At 61.6% G+C, this 16711-nt stretch carries 15 protein-coding genes; 13 read left to right on the top strand and 2 right to left on the bottom strand.

Going from position 1 to position 16711, the window contains the following annotated elements:
- Positions 1–42: 42 nt before the first annotated feature.
- Positions 43–369: an I78 family peptidase inhibitor gene (locus ACFFUC_RS14200; RefSeq protein ID WP_377687315.1), complete on the bottom strand. Its 327-nt coding sequence runs from the start codon at positions 367–369 to the stop codon at positions 43–45.
- A 401-nt stretch (positions 370–770) separates the two neighbouring features.
- Between ACFFUC_RS14200 and ugpB the strand changes: the two genes are divergently transcribed.
- The 4 genes from ugpB (at position 771) to ACFFUC_RS14220 (ending at position 4952) form a co-directional block, all read left to right on the top strand.
- Positions 771–2066 carry a sn-glycerol-3-phosphate ABC transporter substrate-binding protein UgpB gene (gene ugpB / locus ACFFUC_RS14205; RefSeq protein ID WP_377687317.1) on the top strand — a complete coding sequence of 432 codons (1296 nt, stop codon included), beginning with the start codon at positions 771–773 and terminating at the stop codon, positions 2064–2066.
- A gap of 83 nt (positions 2067–2149) precedes the next feature.
- Positions 2150–3031 carry a sn-glycerol-3-phosphate ABC transporter permease UgpA gene (gene ugpA / locus ACFFUC_RS14210; RefSeq protein ID WP_377687318.1) on the top strand — a complete coding sequence of 294 codons (882 nt, stop codon included), beginning with the start codon at positions 2150–2152 and terminating at the stop codon, positions 3029–3031.
- Entirely contained in the window at positions 3024–3884 is an 861-nt protein-coding gene (gene ugpE, locus ACFFUC_RS14215; RefSeq protein WP_377687319.1) for a sn-glycerol-3-phosphate ABC transporter permease UgpE, read from the top strand. Before ugpA ends, ugpE begins: the two co-directional genes overlap by 8 nt.
- A complete protein-coding gene (locus ACFFUC_RS14220; RefSeq protein WP_377687321.1) occupies positions 3885–4952 on the top strand; it encodes a sn-glycerol-3-phosphate import ATP-binding protein UgpC in 1068 nt (355 codons plus the stop codon). It abuts the gene before it with no gap.
- 96 nt (positions 4953–5048) lie between these two features.
- Here the strand turns inward: ACFFUC_RS14220 and ACFFUC_RS14225 are convergent, their stop codons facing one another.
- The gene (locus ACFFUC_RS14225) at positions 5049–6362 is read right to left on the bottom strand and encodes a Hint domain-containing protein (RefSeq protein ID WP_377687323.1); all 1314 of its coding nucleotides are present in this window, start codon (positions 6360–6362) and stop codon (positions 5049–5051) included.
- Positions 6363–7448: 1086 nt separating this feature from the next.
- Here ACFFUC_RS14225 and ACFFUC_RS14230 point away from each other — a divergent pair.
- The 9 genes from ACFFUC_RS14230 (at position 7449) to ACFFUC_RS14270 (ending at position 16695) form a co-directional block, all read left to right on the top strand.
- Complete coding sequence (locus tag ACFFUC_RS14230) at positions 7449–8504, top strand: ABC transporter ATP-binding protein (RefSeq protein ID WP_377687325.1); 1056 nt, start codon at positions 7449–7451, stop codon at positions 8502–8504.
- A gap of 98 nt (positions 8505–8602) precedes the next feature.
- Positions 8603–9919, top strand: coding sequence for an ABC transporter substrate-binding protein (locus ACFFUC_RS14235; RefSeq protein ID WP_377687328.1), 1317 nt, complete (start codon positions 8603–8605; stop codon positions 9917–9919).
- Positions 9920–10084: 165 nt separating this feature from the next.
- Entirely contained in the window at positions 10085–11023 is a 939-nt protein-coding gene (locus tag ACFFUC_RS14240; RefSeq protein ID WP_377687329.1) for a carbohydrate ABC transporter permease, read from the top strand.
- A gap of 12 nt (positions 11024–11035) precedes the next feature.
- Entirely contained in the window at positions 11036–11914 is an 879-nt protein-coding gene (locus ACFFUC_RS14245; protein WP_377687332.1) for a carbohydrate ABC transporter permease, read from the top strand.
- A 150-nt stretch (positions 11915–12064) separates the two neighbouring features.
- Positions 12065–12580 (top strand): MarR family winged helix-turn-helix transcriptional regulator, encoded by a 516-nt coding sequence (locus tag ACFFUC_RS14250; protein ID WP_377687334.1) that lies wholly within the window; start codon positions 12065–12067, stop codon positions 12578–12580.
- 191 nt (positions 12581–12771) lie between these two features.
- Positions 12772–13797: an ABC transporter substrate-binding protein gene (locus tag ACFFUC_RS14255; protein ID WP_377687337.1), complete on the top strand. Its 1026-nt coding sequence runs from the start codon at positions 12772–12774 to the stop codon at positions 13795–13797.
- 166 nt (positions 13798–13963) lie between these two features.
- Positions 13964–15049, top strand: a complete 1086-nt coding sequence (locus tag ACFFUC_RS14260; RefSeq protein ID WP_377687339.1) for an ABC transporter ATP-binding protein — start codon at positions 13964–13966, stop codon at positions 15047–15049.
- A gap of 3 nt (positions 15050–15052) precedes the next feature.
- Positions 15053–15910: an ABC transporter permease gene (locus ACFFUC_RS14265; RefSeq protein WP_377687341.1), complete on the top strand. Its 858-nt coding sequence runs from the start codon at positions 15053–15055 to the stop codon at positions 15908–15910.
- Positions 15907–16695, top strand: a complete 789-nt coding sequence (locus ACFFUC_RS14270) for an ABC transporter permease (RefSeq protein WP_377687344.1) — start codon at positions 15907–15909, stop codon at positions 16693–16695. The genes ACFFUC_RS14265 and ACFFUC_RS14270 overlap by 4 nt, the downstream gene beginning before the upstream one ends.
- Positions 16696–16711: the final 16 nt, after the last annotated feature.

Here is a 16711-nt window from a genome sequence, read left to right on the forward strand (position 1 = left end):
GATCCGTTCGGCCGCGCGCCCGCGAGGCGCGGCGGGCCGGACTCAGCCGCAGCTGACTTTGATCAACTTGCCGCTGCGGTCATAAAGGAAGTTGATCCGCGCGGGCTGAAGGTCGAGCGTGACCGGATCGCCGTCGCGCATGCTGCGATGGACGGTTCCGGCAGGGACCGAAATCTGCGGCGAGGTCTGGCCGACGAGGCCCGCATAGCGCGCGGCGCCGCAGGCATCCGGCCCGCCGCCGGTACCGGCATCCACGATCCCCTGATCGGTGATCACCGGCGCATCGATCGCGACTTGGGTTCCGTCGGTTTCGCAAGCAGCCAGCAACAGGGTTGCCGAGAGCAGGGCCAGAGGGGCGAAAAGCTTCATCACGGTTCTCCAGGGTTGGGGGCATGTGTTGGTCAACGCCCGCCCCCGCTTCCGGTTGCGCGCGATTTGTGCCTCCACAGGGCTTGGCGCGCCAAAAGCGGCGGAAATTCCGGAATCGGGCAAAATCCTGCCGATGGTCAGAAAGATTTTGTGCTGCGCGCAAAGGAGGTTACAGTCATATCGGACGAAACGTCGACCAGCCTTGCCCAAACCGCCCGCAACCCGAACGCATCCGGCCTCACGCCACATATCGGGCCTTTGCGCCGCGCGCGGGCCAGCAAGGAAAGACAACAAAGAGACACGGACCCGACGAAAGCCAAACCGAAAGACACTCTGCGACAGACAAACCGAGACCGCACCAACAGGGCCCGACAAAGGCCCATCCTCCGGGGAGAGAATACATGCGTCACATCTCTTGGATCATGGCCAGCGTCGCGCTGATGCCTTTTGCCGCTCAAGCGCAAACCGAAATCTCGTGGTGGCACGCCATGACCGGCGCCAATAACGAGGTCGTCGAAAAGGTCGCCGCCGATTTCAACGCAAGCCAATCCGATTACGTCGTCAAACCCGTCTTCAAGGGCACCTATCCCGAGACCCTGAACGCGGGCATTGCCGCTTTCCGTGCAGGCCAGGCCCCCGACATCATGCAGGTCTTCGACGTCGGAACCGGCGTGATGATGTCGGCGCAAGGCGCGATCAAGCCGGTGGCGGATGTCCTGACCGAGGCCGGTTTCACCTTCGACAAAAGCCAGTATCTGCCCGGAATCGTGGGTTATTACTCGACGCCCGAGGGGGTGATGCTGTCCTTCCCGTTCAACTCCTCCTCGCCGATCCTCTACTACAACAAGGACATTTTCGAGAAGGCCGGCCTCGATGTGAATACTCCGCCCAAGACCTGGGCCGAGGTTTGGTCGTCGGCGCGCAAGATCAAGGAGAGCGGCGCGGCGAGCTGCGGCTATACCTCGACCTGGCTGACGTGGATCCATACCGAAGTCTTCGCCGCCTGGAACAACACCCCTTGGGCCAGCAACGAGAACGGCCTTGCGGGAACGCCCGAACTCGCGATCGACAGCGCGCTTTATGTCAAACATTTCGGCGAGTTGGCCGAACTCGCGAAGGAAGGCGTCTTCGTCTATGGCGGGCGCACATCCGAGGCGAAGCAGAACTTCACCTCGGGCGAATGCGGCATGCTAACAGAAAGCTCGGGCGGGTTGGGCGATATCGTCAAATCGGGGATCAACTACGGCATCGGCCAGCTTCCCTATGACGAAACCGCCGAGGGCGCGCCGCAAAACACCACGCCGGGCGGGGCCTCGCTTTGGGTGATGGCGGGCAAATCCGACGAGACCTACAAGGGCGTCGGCGCATTCTTCAACTACCTCTCGCATACCGCGGTTCAGGAAGAGCTCCACCAGAAATCGGGGTATCTGCCGGTGACGATGGCCGCTTACGAGGCGACCAAAGCCTCGGGCTTTTACGAGGAAAACCCCGGCCGCGAGACGCCGATCCTGCAGATGATGGGCAAGGCTCCGACCGCCAATTCCAAGGGGGTGCGCGCGCCGAACCTGCCGCAGCTGCGCGATATCCAGAACGAGGAATACGAAAAGATGCTCTCGGGCGGACAAAGCGCCGAGGAGGCGCTGAAAAACGCCGTGACGCGCGGCAATGCGGCCATTGCGGAGGCGGCGGGCGGCTGATCGCGCAGGCCCGATCCCGAGCCCCGGCTCCCCTGTCGTTCCCGCCCCCGCGGGAACGACGCCCCTGCAAGCGCGAGGAACGGATGCGCAGAACCGTCTTTCCCCACAAGCTCCTGCCCTGGCTGCTGATCGCGCCGCAGCTCGCGATCACGCTGATCTTCTTTTACTGGCCCGCGCTTCAGGCCTTTCGCCAATCGCTGCTCAAGGAAGACCCTTTCGGGCTGAAGACCAGCTTCGTCGGTCTGGCGAATTTCCGGAAGGTTCTGCTGGATCCGGCCTATCTCAACGCGGCGAAAGTCACGGTGATTTTCTCGGTCATCGTCGCTTTCGCAGCCATGGCAATCGCACTTTTCCTTGCGGTTCAGGTCGAGAAAATCCGCCGCGGCAAGGGCTTTTACCGCACGATGATGATCTGGCCCTATGCGGTGGCGACGGCGATTGCGGGGATGATGTGGCTGTTTCTCTTCAACCCGACCTTCGGCACATTCGCCAAGCCCCTGCGCGCGATGGGGATCAACTGGAACCCGCTGTTGAACGGCGACCATGCGATGATCCTCGTGATCGCGGCCGCGACCTGGAAGCAGATCAGCTACAATTTCCTGTTCTTTGCGGCGGGGCTGCAGGCCATCCCGAAATCCCTGATCGAGGCCTCCGCCATCGACGGTGCCTCGCGTCGTTACAGTTTCTGGACGATCAGCTTCCCGCTCCTGGCGCCGACCACCTTCTTCTTGCTGGTGGTCAACACGGTCTACGCGCTTTTCGACACATTCGGCATCATCCATGCCGTCACCGGCGGCGGGCCGGGGAAATCGACGGAAACGCTGGTCTACAAGGTCTACAACGACGGTTTCGTCAATCTCATCATGGGCGAAAGCGCGGCGCAGTCGGTGATCTTGATGGTAATCGTCATCGCGCTGACCGCGATCCAGTTCCGCTTCATCGAGAGGAGGGTCCATTATGGATGAAGGCCCGCTCGCCCCTCGCGCCTCCGCCCGAATTCTAGCCCATTTCTGGATGGTTCTGGGCGTCATCATCATCGCCTTTCCGATCTATTACGTCGTCATCGCCTCGACCTATTCGAGCGGCGCGATCCTGCGCCCGCCCCTGCCGCTGACGCCCGGACCAGAGACGGCCACCAATTACCGCGAGGCCTTTTCCGGCGGAATGGGACGGATCGGCGGGGTCGGGCTCGGCACGCTCTTGCTCAACAGCACCGTCATGGCCCTCGGGATCGCACTGGGAAAAATCGCGATCTCGATGGCTTCGGCCTATGCGATCGTCTTCTTCAAATTCCCGCTGCGCATGGTCTGTTTCTGGCTCATCTTCATCACGCTGATGCTGCCGGTCGAAGTCCGCATCATGCCGACCTACAAAGTCATGGTGACATTGGGGCTGATCGACAGCTATGCGGGGCTGATCCTGCCGCTGATCGCCTCGGCCACGGCCACGCTTTTGTTCCGGCAGTTCTTCATGACCATCCCCGACGAGCTGCTCGAGGCCGCGCGGGTCGACGGGGCGGGACCGTGGCAGTTCTTCCGCGACATCCTGTGGCCTTTGTCGCTGACCAATGTCGCGGCGATCTTCGTGATCCAGTTCATCTATGGCTGGACGCAATATCTCTGGCCGCTTCTGGTCACGAATTCCAACGAAATGACCACAATCGTCATCGCTTTGCGCAAGATGATCTCTTTTGCAGATGCCGATACGCCGTGGAATCTTGTGATGGTGACATCGGTTCTGGCGATTGCGCCACCGATCATCGTCGTGGTGCTGATGCAGCGCTGGTTCGTGCGCGGACTGGTCGAGACGGAGAAATAAATGGCACGCATCATTCTGGACGAGCTGCGCAAAAGCTATGGCGGCACCGAGGTCATCCACGGCATTTCGATCGATATTGCGGATGGCGAATTCATCGTGATTGTCGGCCCTTCGGGCTGCGGGAAATCGACGCTTTTACGCATGGTCGCGGGGCTCGAGGCGATCAGCGCGGGCACGATCTCCATCGGCGGACGGGTGGTCAACGAGCTTGACCCGCGCGCCCGCGACATCGCGATGGTTTTTCAGAACTACGCGCTTTATCCGCATATGACGGTGCGCGAGAACATGGCCTACGGGCTCAAACTCGCGGGCATGCCCAAGCCCGAGATCGCCGAAAAAGTCGCGGCCACGGCCGAAATGCTCGAACTTGCGCCCTATCTCGACCGCAAGCCGCGCGCGCTTTCGGGCGGGCAGCGCCAGAGGGTGGCGATGGGGCGCGCGCTGGTGCGCGATCCGGCGGCATTTTTGCTCGACGAGCCGCTCTCGAACCTCGATGCCAAACTTCGCGTGCAGATGCGGCTCCAGATCCGCGAGCTGCACCTGCGCACCGGCCAGACCTCGCTTTATGTCACCCATGATCAGGTCGAGGCGATGACTTTGGCCGACCGGCTCATCGTGATGAACAAGGGCCGCGCCGAGCAGATCGCCACCCCGATCGAGGTCTATACCCGCCCCGCAACCGAATTCGTCGCGGGTTTCATCGGCTCTCCGGCGATGAACATCCTCACGGTGGAGCGGAGCGAGGGCGGACTGCGTTTCCCCGACGGCACGGTTTTGCCCCTGCCCCGCCCCGTGACAAGCGCGAAAACCCTGCGCTTCGGCGTGCGGCCCGAGCACCTGCGCCTTGTCGAGGCGGAGGACCATGCCCTCGGCTTCACGCTGCAATCGGTCGAGCATCTGGGCGCCGATGCTTACGGCTACGGCCGCATCGACGGGGCCGAGCAATTGATGACGATCCGGCTGGCGGGTACGACCAAAGCGCAGCGCGGGGACCGGCTGGCGGTTCTGCCCGATCCCGCGCATCTGCATTTCTTCGATGCCGAAAGCGGTCTGCGTCTCACCGGCTAAGGCCTGCCGTTCCCCTGCGCGAAACCGGCACCACGCATGAAAAAGGGGCGGTCGCGACCGCCCCTTTTCCCGTTTCCAAGCCCCGCGGGGCCGCGCTCAGATCGCCGAGACCAAAGCGCGCTCGTTGATGCGGTGACGCTCGGCCATCTTGCGGCCGATGCGGCCGGAAACCAGCTGGCGGGCCGGCTCCGCACTATAGTCGCGGTCACGCAACTGAGGAAAAAGATTGAAGATTTCCTCGGCTGCGGCACGACCCACGGCCTTGAGCGCCATCGGTCCGGTAAACAGCGATTCCGTTTCCGTACCGTTGGAATAGACGATCTCGTGATGTTCGAAGAGCATGTGGAAATAGACAACCTCGGTCGCATCTTCGGCGATCTCGATTCCGTCGATCCCCACCAGTTGCTTGGCCGCGACCAGAACTTCGGCGCAACCGAACATGCGCTGCGCGATGGTCGAGCGCACCAGAATGCGGTGTTGCGGTGAGACCAGCAGATCGCTTTGCGGGCAACCCCGTCCCAAAGCGCCGGCGCTGATGCGGATCGGCAGATATTGCGGGCATTCGGCCAGCTGGCGCGCGGAAAGATGGCGCGAACCGATCCACTGGATCGGCTGGAAGCCGTGGTCGCATGTCGCGATCATATCGCCGACAGAGAGCTTTTCGATCGCGACCATGCCGAAATCGGTCCGGATCATGCTGCCCGCGGCAAAACAGGGAACCGCCAGAGCGCCGGGAAAAGTAAAGGAATTGCCGTTCAGATAGCGACCCGGGTCGGCTTTGAAGAGCTCGAATTCCGCCTGCGTCATTGGGATCTCGACGTTGACGGTCTCGCCAACGATGACCGAGCCCGGCGAAGTCAAATGCAGCACGCCGTCGCGGTAGGCGTTATCAGGCGTCGCCGCACGACCCAGACCAACCTGCTTGAGCTGGAAGTTCGTGCGACCCTCAACCTCGAAGACATCCGTGGCGTCCATGCCGGTCACACGGAAGGTCTGCGGCACGACTGCGAGAAGTGACAGCCCCGGCGGCTTGTAGATGAATGTCCCGGTGTCGTAATCGCCGCTATAGTTCAGATCGAAGCGGTTGAGCAGAGTATCGAGCAGTCCAACTTTAAGCGCCGATGCGTCCAGTTTGATCGTGCCGCTGTCGCGGATATCGAACTTGGGGTTGGTCAGCACATCGACCTCCAGCAACCCTTGGTTGATTGTCAGCGAACCGCCACCTTGTGCCGCAAAAGTCGGCGACCCGATCGCCCCGACGCCGACCAGCTTATTGAGCGTGACATCAACGCCATCAACAACCAGTGTGCCCGATCCGATAAGCTTCAGATCAATGGTATCACCGTTATTGGCATTTTCATCGGAAATAATGGTCTCGGAGTTGCCGAGCTCGATGTTCAGGAGCGCCATGATTCAATCTATCTATAGTTGCAATGATTTTCGAACCATCGACCAAATATAAAAGATCAATCATTAAAGGCAGCTAACAGACAGCCAAAGCCGGTCGATGCATGCCTAAATCAAGACATTGACGGCAGTATCATGAACGGGCGCACAGAGGTCAACACAAGAAATTAACTATTTTTTAACCACTCGTGAAATCATTGAAAAACTTCATTCCTTGCGAGAATTGTCCCGGCCCATTCTCAATTGACCCCACCCCGGAGTGGAGGAAAACGGAGAAATCACCTTGACGAAAAGACCGCTCCGAATCGGTATCCGTATCATGTAATTCGGCTTGGGGATCATCGTTAAAGTCCAATGTTTTCAGGTACATTGTATAGATCCGGAAAAGCGTATTTCCCGTGAGAAAGGCCGCTCCGAAATCGCGGTTTCCTCCGTTCCGGCATATTGAAACGTGGCGCCGCATCCGGCCATAAGTCTTATCGATCAAATAGAATTATGCATATCAATATTAAAGCATATCGAGCATATTCGACGCAGGTTTTTTCCGGCAGCGCTTGCGCCTTTTGATGAAGCGCCCTTCACTGGACCCCGCGTCCTCGGCCTATCCGGTCACCCCGAGTAATCGGCGTTATGCATTCAATCGAACGCGCCATCAAGCGCCGCATGGCTCAACGAGAAACGCACCGGTATCCGGTTGCGCCATCACCCTTCATCCAAATGCGAACCCGACCGATCGCGAATGCCGCAATCGCATAGCGCAATAAGCCGCAACGACGAGCGAAATCCCGACCCCGCCGCTCCCGCCCGCAATTCGCAATTCCGCAGCACCTCGATTAATAAAAGAAACTTGGTTTATTTACCTGAACCGCGCGCACAAACTCGCCTTAGGCGTGTGTCATGCTGTTTTCTCCACGCTGCCCGAGCGCGGAAGCAGCGATCCTTTCGGGAGGGATCTGCGACGAAAGCAGCGGCAGGCCAGACGAAGGTCTATGGTTTTAAAAAATAATATGCCTAGCCGTAACTAATGCTTGCTCGAGAGCGAGCTACCGCTAACATCCCTCCTGTAGATGCCTTTGGGAGGAGGGATCAGTGGCTTCAGTGACCATTGACGACGCGCGCAAGTCCTATGGCGCCGTAGAGGTGCTGCACGGCATCGATATCGACATTGACGAAGGCGAATTCGTCGTGCTTGTCGGCCCTTCGGGCTGCGGAAAATCCACGCTTTTACGAATGCTTGCGGGGCTTGAAAAGATCTCGGGCGGGCAGATCCGCATCGGCGAAAAGGTGGTGAACGACCTGCCGCCCAAAGAGCGCGACATCGCGATGGTGTTCCAGAATTACGCGCTTTACCCGCATCTTTCCGTGGCCGAGAATATGGGGTTTTCGCTGAAACTCGCGGGCAAGCCCAAGGCCGAGATCGCCGAGAAAGTGCGCCCCGCCGCCGAGATTTTGGGCCTCGCCCATCTGCTCGACCGCTATCCGCGCCAGCTTTCGGGCGGCCAGCGCCAGCGCGTCGCCATGGGCCGCGCCATCGTGCGCGATCCGCAGGTTTTCCTGTTCGACGAACCTTTGTCGAACCTTGACGCCAAGCTGCGCGTCTCGATGCGCACCGAGATCAAGAACCTGCACCAGCGCCTCAAAACCACGACCGTCTATGTCACCCACGACCAGATCGAGGCGATGACAATGGCCGACAAGATCGTCGTCATGAATGCTGGTCGGGTCGAGCAGATCGGCGCGCCCTTGGAGCTTTACGACCGTCCGGCCAATCTGTTCGTCGCGGGCTTCATCGGCAGTCCGGCGATGAACATGATCCCGGGCGAGATCGCGGACGGCGGTTTCCGCACCAGCGACGGAACGATTCTGCCTCTGGCCGATGATTTCGGCGCGGCTGCGGGTCAAAAGCTGGTCTACGGGTTGCGTCCCGAGGCGATCACCCAAGGGGGCACGATTGCCATGCGCGTCGAGGTAACCGAACCGACCGGCGCCGAGACCTATGTCGTCGGCAACCTTGGCGGGACCGCGATTACCGGCGTCTTCCGCGACCGCGTGACGGCTCAGGCCGGTCAGTCGCTTGCGGTTTCGATCGACCCCAATGCCGTGCATCTGTTCGACGCCGACAGCGGCAAACGCCTGTCGCGCTGATCCGTGAATACCCCGCGGAGGGAGGCCCCGAAACATTTCGGGGAGCCGTGGGGAACAGGGGCGGGTCAACCGCCATCATCACAGGAGAGGAGGAAGTCATGACGATTGACCGCAGAAAGCTTCTGCAGGCCGGTGCCGCTTTGGCGGCAAGCTCGGCGCTGGTCGGCCCCTTCCGGGGTGGCCGTGCCGCGGCGCAGGCGGCCCCGCTGACCTTCACGCCGGAGGCGGGCGCGAGCCTGCGCCTTTTGCGCTGGGTTCCTTTTGTCACCGCCGAGGAAGAGGCCTGGAACGCCAATACGAAAGCCTTCACCGAGCTGACCGGCGTCGAGGTCAAAATCGATCAGGAAAGCTGGGAGGACATCCGCCCCAAAGCCGCCGTGGCCGCCAATGTCGGCACCGGCCCCGATATGGTGATGGGATGGTTCGACGACCCGTTCCAATATCCCGACAAGCTGGTCGATGTGACCGATCTTTGCACCATGCTGGGTGAAAAGAACGGCGGCTGGTATGACGGTCTGCGCATGTATGGCGAGCAGGACGGCAAGTTCATCTCGACCCCGCTTTGCGCCATCGGCAACGCCGTCTGCTACCGTGACAGCCATATGAAGGCCGCCGGTTTCGAGGAGTTCCCCACGGATACCGAGGGCTTCCTCGCTTTGTGTACCGCGCTCAAGGAAAAGGGCACGCCCGCGGGTTTCCCCTTCGGCAAGGCGGTCGGCGACGGGAACAACTTCGTCCATTGGCTGCTCTGGAGCCACGGCGGCAAGACCGTCGACGAACAGGGCAATCCCGCGATCAACAGCCCCGAGACCGTGGCCGCGATCGAATATGCCAAAAAGCTTTACGCGGTCTTCATTCCGGGCACGGAAAGCTGGCTCGACATCAACAACAACCGCGCTTTCCTTGCGGGGGATGTCTCGCTGACGGCCAATGGCGTCTCGCTCTACTACGCGGCGCTCAAGGACGAGGCGCTCAAGGATCTCGCGGCCGATATCCGCACCCATATCCTGCCGATCGGGCCGGTCGGGACGTCGGTCGAGCTGCACCAGACCTCGACCATCTCGATCTTCAACCACTGCAAATTCCCCAATGCGGCCAAGGCCTATCTGGAATTCATGTATAGTGCCGACCGCATGAATGCCTGGATCGAAGGCGCGAGCGCCTATTGCTGTCAGGCGCTCAAGGGCTTTGCCGACAATCCGGTCTGGACCTCGAACCCGATCCACACGCCCTATGCCAATGCCTCGGCATCCCTGCGCGTGAACGGCTTTGCAGGCCCGCTCGGGCCGGCATCGGCGGGGGTCATGGCCGATTACGTCCTTGTCGACATGTTCGCCGAAGCCGTCACCGGCCAACGCACGACCGAGGAAGCCATCGCCAACGCAGAGCGCCGCATCGCGCGCTACTACCGCTAAGGCGGCTCCGGCGCGCGGGCTTTGCCCTTCGAGGGCGGCCCGAACCCGCGCGCCGGTCCCATCCGATCAGGGGCTCGGGCTCCTTTCGGGCCACGGGATGCCCCCGACGATACTGCAAAGACACAGCAAAGACCCTGCCAAGGCCCGCCAAGGAGAGAGAGGCTGATGACCACTGTGCCAGACCCCCAAAAACCCGGGCGCCGGTCGCTTTTCCAAAGGCTCGGCGAAAGCAGAAACGGGCTCGGCCTGCTGTTCATGCTGCCTACTGCGGTGTTTTTGCTGTGTTTTCTGACTTACCCCTTGGGGCTTGGCGTCTGGCTCGGCTTTACCGATACCAAGATCGGCCGGCCGGGCGTCTTCATCGGGCTCGAGAATTACGAATGGCTCTGGCATGACAGCGTCTTCTGGCTCGCGGTCTTCAACACGCTGTTCTACACGATCATCGCCTCGATCCTGAAATTCGGGCTCGGGCTGTGGCTGGCGCTGCTGCTGAACCGCAACCTGCCGTTCAAGAACTTTTTCCGCGCCGTGATCCTGCTGCCTTGGGTGGTGCCGACCGTGCTGTCGGCGATGGCCTTCTGGTGGATCTTCGATTCGCAATTCTCGATCATTTCCTGGGTCTTGCAGAAATGGGGCGTGATCAGCCAGCCGATCAACTTCCTCGGCGATCCGTGGAATGCGCGTCTTTCGGTCATGGCGGCGAACGTGTGGCGCGGCATTCCCTTTGTCGCGATCTCGCTGTTGGCGGGGCTGCAAACCATCCCGCAATCGCTGAACGAGGCCGCCGCAATCGACGGGGCGACGCGCTGGCAGATGTTCACCAAGGTGACGCTGCCGCTGCTGACGCCGATCATCGCGGTGGTGATGACATTTTCGGTCCTGTTCACCTTCACCGACTTCCAGCTGATCTATGTGCTGACGCGCGGCGGGCCGGTGAACGCGACCCATCTGATGGCCACGCTGTCCTTCCAGCGCGCCATTCCGGGCGGCCAGTTGGGCGAGGGTGCGGCAATCGCCGTGGCGATGATCCCCTTCCTTCTGGCGGCGATCCTGTTCAGCTTCTTCGGCCTCCAGCGCCGCAAGTGGCAACAGCAAAACGATTGAGACGAGGGCGTCATGGCGAAAGAAAAAGACGAATCCACCGAAGCCCTCGGCCAATACGAAAGCCGCGCCCGCCGCATCATGGTGGTCTGGCTGCCGATGGCCTGCTTCATGTTCGTGCTGCTGTTCCCTTTTTACTGGATGGCGATCACGGCGGTAAAACCGAACTACCAGATGACGGATTACCGCAACTACAACCCGCTTTGGGTGGTCGAGCCGACGCTGCGCCACATCAAATTCCTGCTGTTTGAAACCAGCTATCCGGCATGGATGTGGAATACGGTGATCGTCTCGGTCTGCTCGACGGTGATCTCGCTGGTGGCCTCGGTGCTGGCAGCCTATGCGATCGAGAGGCTGCGCTTCAAAGGGGCGCGCATCACCGGCCTGCTGATCTTTCTGGCCTATCTGGTGCCGCCCTCGATCCTCTTCATCCCGCTGGCCTTCATCGTCTTTCAGGTCGGCATTTTCGACAGCAAGCTGGCACTGATCCTGACCTATCCGACCTTCCTGATCCCCTTCTGCACATGGCTGCTGATGGGCTATTTCCGCTCGATCCCCTACGAGCTCGAGGAATCCGCGCTGGTCGACGGGGCCTCGCGCTGGCAGATCCTGACCAAGGTCGTGCTGCCTTTGGCCGTTCCGGGGCTGATCTCGGCGGGAATTTTCGCTTTCACGCTGTCGTGGAACGAATTCATCTATGCGCTGACCTTCATTTCCTCGTCGGAAAACAAGACCGTTCCGGTGGGCGTTCTGACCGAGCTGGTGCGCGGCGACATCTATGAATGGGGCGCCTTGATGAGCGGCGCGCTGCTTGGCTCGCTGCCCGTTGTGATCCTCTATTCGTTCTTCGTGGATTACTACGTCTCGTCGATGACCGGCGCGGTCAAGGAGTAAGGCGGAGGGGCGGAAAAGCGACCGCCCCCCAATCGCCCCTCTGCGCCGCCGTCGCGGCTTCGGCGCAGAAAGCGGCGGAAATCGCGGCGTAGTTCCTTTAAATTATCTTTTGCGAATGATAATATCACCGCAACCGGCATGAGGATTGCGATGAATTATCTGGATCAGGAACGCGACGTCGTCGACCGCGGCATCGCCCTTTGGGACGCCGAAAAGCCCGAACTGGATTGTTCGGGCAAGGCGATCACCGGCCGCATCTTGTCGCTGAGCGAGATCGTCGAACAGGCCATGAATGCCTCGCTGCGCGATCTGGGCATCCGCTATTCCAGCTATGCCATCATCGCGACCCTGCGCGCGGTCGGCGCGCCCTACAAGATGTCGCCGGGACAGCTGCAGAACACACTGGTCTTTTCCTCGGGCGGGATTTCCAACCTCATCCGCCGCGTCGAGAAAGAGGGCTATATCACCCGCGAGACCGATCCCTCGGACGGGCGCGGCGTTCTCGTGGCGCTGACCCCCTCGGGCATCGATCTGGCCGATCGCGCCATGCCCCTGCAGGCCGCGGCCGAGCTGCATCTGATCCGCATGCTCACCCCCGAAGAGCAGGCCGTCATGACCAATCTCTTGCGCCGCATGCTGGTGATGAACCGCAACGGCCTGCGCTGAGACCCGCCGCACGCCCGAATCCCTGCGCAAAATCACCGCCCTGCCCGCCCCTGCAAAGACGCTGCGAAAGAAAAGATCGCGCAAGATCCTTTCATATACCTTTCGTAAAAGATTATTCTGGACAGAAACGCGGAATCTGTCCTAGGTTTGCCAAAAGAAGAACCGGATATGTCACGACAGGGACGCCAACCATGCGCAAAACCGCCATCCTTCACGCCGGCCTTTCGGCGATCGCTTTGGCCGCAGCCGGCCAATCCGCAGCGGCCGACGAACTGATCGTCGGCGGTTTCGGCGGCAATTTCGCCAAAGCGGTCGAGGCCTGCCATATCCCCGCTTTCGCGGCGGCGACCGGCGACACGGTCGTGCTGCAGGAGGGGAACTCCTCGCAGCTTGCCGCCACGATCCGCGCCACGCGGGGCCAGTCCGATTACGATATCGTCTATATCGACAATTCCTTTTCGACCCAGCTTGCCGCCGAGAGCCTGCTGGAACAGATCGCGGTCGAGGGTCTGACCAATGCTCCCGATCTGGTCGCCGGCGCGATCAGCGAAGACAAGACCGCCGTCCAGTACCAATGGGGCGCGACCGCGCTGGCCTATGATCCCGAGGTCTTCCCGACCGCGCCCGACAGCTGGGAGGCGATCTTCGATCCCGCCAATCAGGGCAAGATCGCGCTGCCCGATATTGCGGGCACGGCGGGCGTCCATTTCCTGATCGCGGCGGCCAAGCTGCGCGGCGGTGATATCGACAATCTCGACCCCGGTTTCGCGGCGATCAAAGAGATCACCCCCGGCATCGTCGCCTATTACAGCCAGGCCGACCAGCTGATCTCGATGTTCGAGCGCAAGGAAGTCGCGCTGGCGCCGTGGTATCCCGACCGCGCGGCGGCCGCCGCCGACGCCGGTCTGAAGATCGCGACCGTCTATCCGAAAGAGGGCGCGATCGGGATCAAGGTCACTTTGGTCATCCCCAAAGGCGCGCAGAACCCCGAGGCGGCGCTGAAATATATCGACGCGGTGCTCGCCCCCGAAGTCCAAAGCTGCTTTGCCGAAAAGATGTATGCAGGCCCCGTCAACACCAAGACCGAGCTGACCGGCCGCGCCGCCGAAACCGTGCCGCAATCGGTCTATGAGGCGCTTTATTTCCCCGATCCCGCGACGGTGGCCCAGAATGTCGCCGATTGGCGCCAGCGCTGGCAGCGCGAGATCACGCGCTAAGACCGGCCGATACCCCCGCGTGCAACCTGCCGGATGATCGCCGGCCGGATGGATGCGGAACCACCAGAACCCTCGCCCGCACCGACAGGGCCCCGCCGCCGCCCGTCCGGTCGGGCGGGGCCGCCGCCACCCCGCCCGACCCGCATTTCCAAGGACGGAGATCCCCTTGTCCTCGCTATCCATCCAGTCCCTGACCAAAAGCTACGGCGAATTGACCATCGTCAAAAGCGTCTCGCTTGATGTCGCCGAGGGGGAATTCCTGTCGCTATTGGGGCCCTCGGGCTGCGGCAAGACCACGATCTTGCGGATGGTGGCGGGGCTTTTGCCGCCAAGCGGAGGCCGCATCATCATCGGCGGCAAGGATGTCACCACCTTGCCGCCCAACAAGCGCGATATCGGGCTGGTCTTCCAGTCCTATGCGCTGTTTCCGCAAATGACGGTCTTCGACAATATCGCCTTCGGCCTGCGCCGTCAGGGCGTGAAGGGGACCGAGCTTGACCGCCGCGTCATGGAGGCGCTCGATCAGGTCCGCCTGACCCAGATGCGCGACCGCTATCCGCGCCAGCTTTCGGGCGGCCAGCAGCAACGCGTGGCGCTGGCGCGGTCCATCGCGCCGAAACCGGGGATTTTGCTTTTCGACGAGCCACTCTCCAATCTCGACGCGCAATTGCGCGAGGAAATGCAGATCGAGATCAAGCGCCTCCAGACCGAGCTGCGCCTGACCTCGGTTTTCGTGACCCATGACCAGCACGAGGCCATGTCGCTGTCGGACCGGATCTGCCTGCTCGAACAGGGCGCGATCCAGCAGATCGGCACACCGGAGGAGATCTATTTCACCCCCGCCAACGGTTTTGTCGCCGGTTTCGTCGGCAGTCCGAACAAACTGTCGGGTCGGGTCTCGGGCGGGCGCCTGCATCTGGCGGAGGGGCTGTCCTTTTCCCATGCGGCGGAGGGCTTTGCCGACGGCACGCCGGTGACCGCCCGCATCCGTCAGGAAGATGTCGCCGTCGCCGCTTCGGGCGCAAGCAGCAGCATGGCAAACAGCGCGGTCGGGGCCAGCGCGGTTCCCGCCCGCATCGCCATGCGCATTTTCGAGGGGGCTTCGGTCCAGCTTGTCCTGTCGCTTGCCGGCGGCACCGAGATCCTTGCGCGGATCGGCTCGCGCGCGCCGCTCGCCTCGTTCCCCGAGGGTTCGGAGGTCTTGGTCTTTATCGCGCCCGACCGCATCCATCTGTCGCAGGCGGAGGGCTGAGCCATGGCGAAAGCCCTGCCGCGCGGTGCGGCCCTGATCACGCCGGTTCTTGTGCTTCTGGTCGCGGGCTTTCTCGCCCCGAGCCTGATCATGTTCGCGCTCAGCCTGCGCAATTACGACGGGCTTTCGGGGATGGGGGACAGCTGGACGCTGGTCAATTACCTCTCGATCCTGAGCGACGGTTACTACCTCGAAATCATCGCCCGCACGCTGCTTTTGGGCTTCGGCGTGGCGCTGGTCAGCCTGATCCTCGGCTTTCCGCTGGCGCTTTTCATCCTGCGCACTACGCCGCGGATGCAAACCGTCGCGCTTTTGCTGGTGATCTTCCCGCTGCTTTTGAACATCGTCGTGCGCTCTTTCGGATGGATGGTGATTCTTGCGCCGAAAGGCATCCTGAACCAGACGCTTCTGGATCTGGGTCTTATCGCGCAACCTCTTGATCTGATGTATAACACTTTGGGCGTCATGATCGGCTTGGTGCAGATCTATGTGCCTTTCATGGTGCTGATGCTGGTCCCCGCATTGCAGGCGATCCCTGCGGATGTCGAGGCCGCCGCCTCGATCCTGAAAGCCGGACGGGCGCGGATTTTCTTCACGATCACCCTGCCCTTGGCCCTGCCCGGCATCGTCACCGGCTCGATCCTCGTCTTCGTGCTGACGATTTCGGCACTGGTGACGCCCCGGATGCTGGGCGGGCCGACCTATCAGGTGATGGCGACGCAGATCTATGACGAATTCATGACCAATCTCGACTGGCCCTCGGGCGCGGCACTGGCCTTTGTGCTGACCGCGATCGCGCTTGGCCTGATCTGGGGCGCGAACCGGCTGTCGGCGCGCGTGACGCGGGGGATTACCGGATGATGGCGAAAGCACCGGGCTGGAAGCTCGCCCTTGCGGCGACGCTGATCCTCGCCTTTCTGAACCTGCCGACGATCGTGATCATGCTCGCGGCCTTTTCCAAAACCACCTATCTGACGATCCCGCCGCAGGGCTGGACGCTGGACTGGTTCCGCGCCGTGCTGAATGACGCGAGCTATCTCAAGGCGATCTCGACCAGTCTCTGGCTTGCGACTTTGGCGACGGCGCTGTCGCTGATCCTCGGGACGGCGGCGAGCTATGCGCTCCATCACCGCCTGATCCCCGGCCGCGACGCGATCATGTCGCTGATCATGGCGCCGCTGGTTTTTCCGGCGGTGGTGATCGGGGTCGCGCTTTTGCAATATGTCACGATGATCGGGCTGCGCGGACATTTCTTCGTCCTCGTTCTAGCCCATGCGATCATCACTTTGCCCTATGTCGTGCGCTCGGCCATGTCCTCGCTGACCGGCATCAACCCCCAGATCGAGGAAGCCGCGACCGTGCTTGGCGCGAACGGCTTTACCGCTTTCCGGCTGGTGACGCTGCCGATCATCAAACCGGGGCTGGTGGCGGGCGGGATCTTCTCTTTCGTGACCTCGCTCGACAACGTGCCGGTGACGATCTTCCTGCTGACCCCGCGCCAGACGACCCTGCCGGTCAAGATCTTCGGCGCGGTCGAACATGGCGTCGATCCCTCGATCGCGGCCGCCTCGACACTGATGATCGCGGGCACGGCCGTTGCGCTGATCCTCGCGCAGCGCTGGGTGAATTTCACCCGCTTCTTCTGAACCCTTCCCGACCTTT

The sequence above is a fragment of the Paracoccus cavernae genome (genome assembly GCF_042430175.1).
Taxonomy (GTDB): Bacteria; Pseudomonadota; Alphaproteobacteria; order Rhodobacterales; family Rhodobacteraceae; genus Paracoccus; species Paracoccus cavernae.

Bases quoted from the DNA above. Each gene is read 5' to 3' on its own strand.
- ugpA (WP_377687318.1), top strand. From the start codon at position 2,150: ATGCGCAGAACCGTCTTTCCCCACAAGCTCCTGCCCTGGCTGCTGATC.
- ACFFUC_RS14235 (WP_377687328.1), top strand. From the start codon at position 8,603: ATGACGATTGACCGCAGAAAGCTTCTGCAGGCCGGTGCCGCTTTGGCG.
- ACFFUC_RS14255 (WP_377687337.1), top strand. From the start codon at position 12,772: ATGCGCAAAACCGCCATCCTTCACGCCGGCCTTTCGGCGATCGCTTTG.
- ACFFUC_RS14225 (WP_377687323.1), bottom strand. From the start codon at position 6,362: ATGGCGCTCCTGAACATCGAGCTCGGCAACTCCGAGACCATTATTTCC.
- ACFFUC_RS14270 (WP_377687344.1), top strand. From the start codon at position 15,907: ATGATGGCGAAAGCACCGGGCTGGAAGCTCGCCCTTGCGGCGACGCTG.
- ugpE (WP_377687319.1), top strand. From the start codon at position 3,024: ATGGATGAAGGCCCGCTCGCCCCTCGCGCCTCCGCCCGAATTCTAGCC.
- ACFFUC_RS14200 (WP_377687315.1), bottom strand. From the start codon at position 369: ATGAAGCTTTTCGCCCCTCTGGCCCTGCTCTCGGCAACCCTGTTGCTG.
- ACFFUC_RS14245 (WP_377687332.1), top strand. From the start codon at position 11,036: ATGGCGAAAGAAAAAGACGAATCCACCGAAGCCCTCGGCCAATACGAA.
- ACFFUC_RS14240 (WP_377687329.1), top strand. From the start codon at position 10,085: ATGACCACTGTGCCAGACCCCCAAAAACCCGGGCGCCGGTCGCTTTTC.
- ACFFUC_RS14265 (WP_377687341.1), top strand. From the start codon at position 15,053: ATGGCGAAAGCCCTGCCGCGCGGTGCGGCCCTGATCACGCCGGTTCTT.
- ugpB (WP_377687317.1), top strand. From the start codon at position 771: ATGCGTCACATCTCTTGGATCATGGCCAGCGTCGCGCTGATGCCTTTT.
- ACFFUC_RS14250 (WP_377687334.1), top strand. From the start codon at position 12,065: ATGAATTATCTGGATCAGGAACGCGACGTCGTCGACCGCGGCATCGCC.
- ACFFUC_RS14220 (WP_377687321.1), top strand. From the start codon at position 3,885: ATGGCACGCATCATTCTGGACGAGCTGCGCAAAAGCTATGGCGGCACC.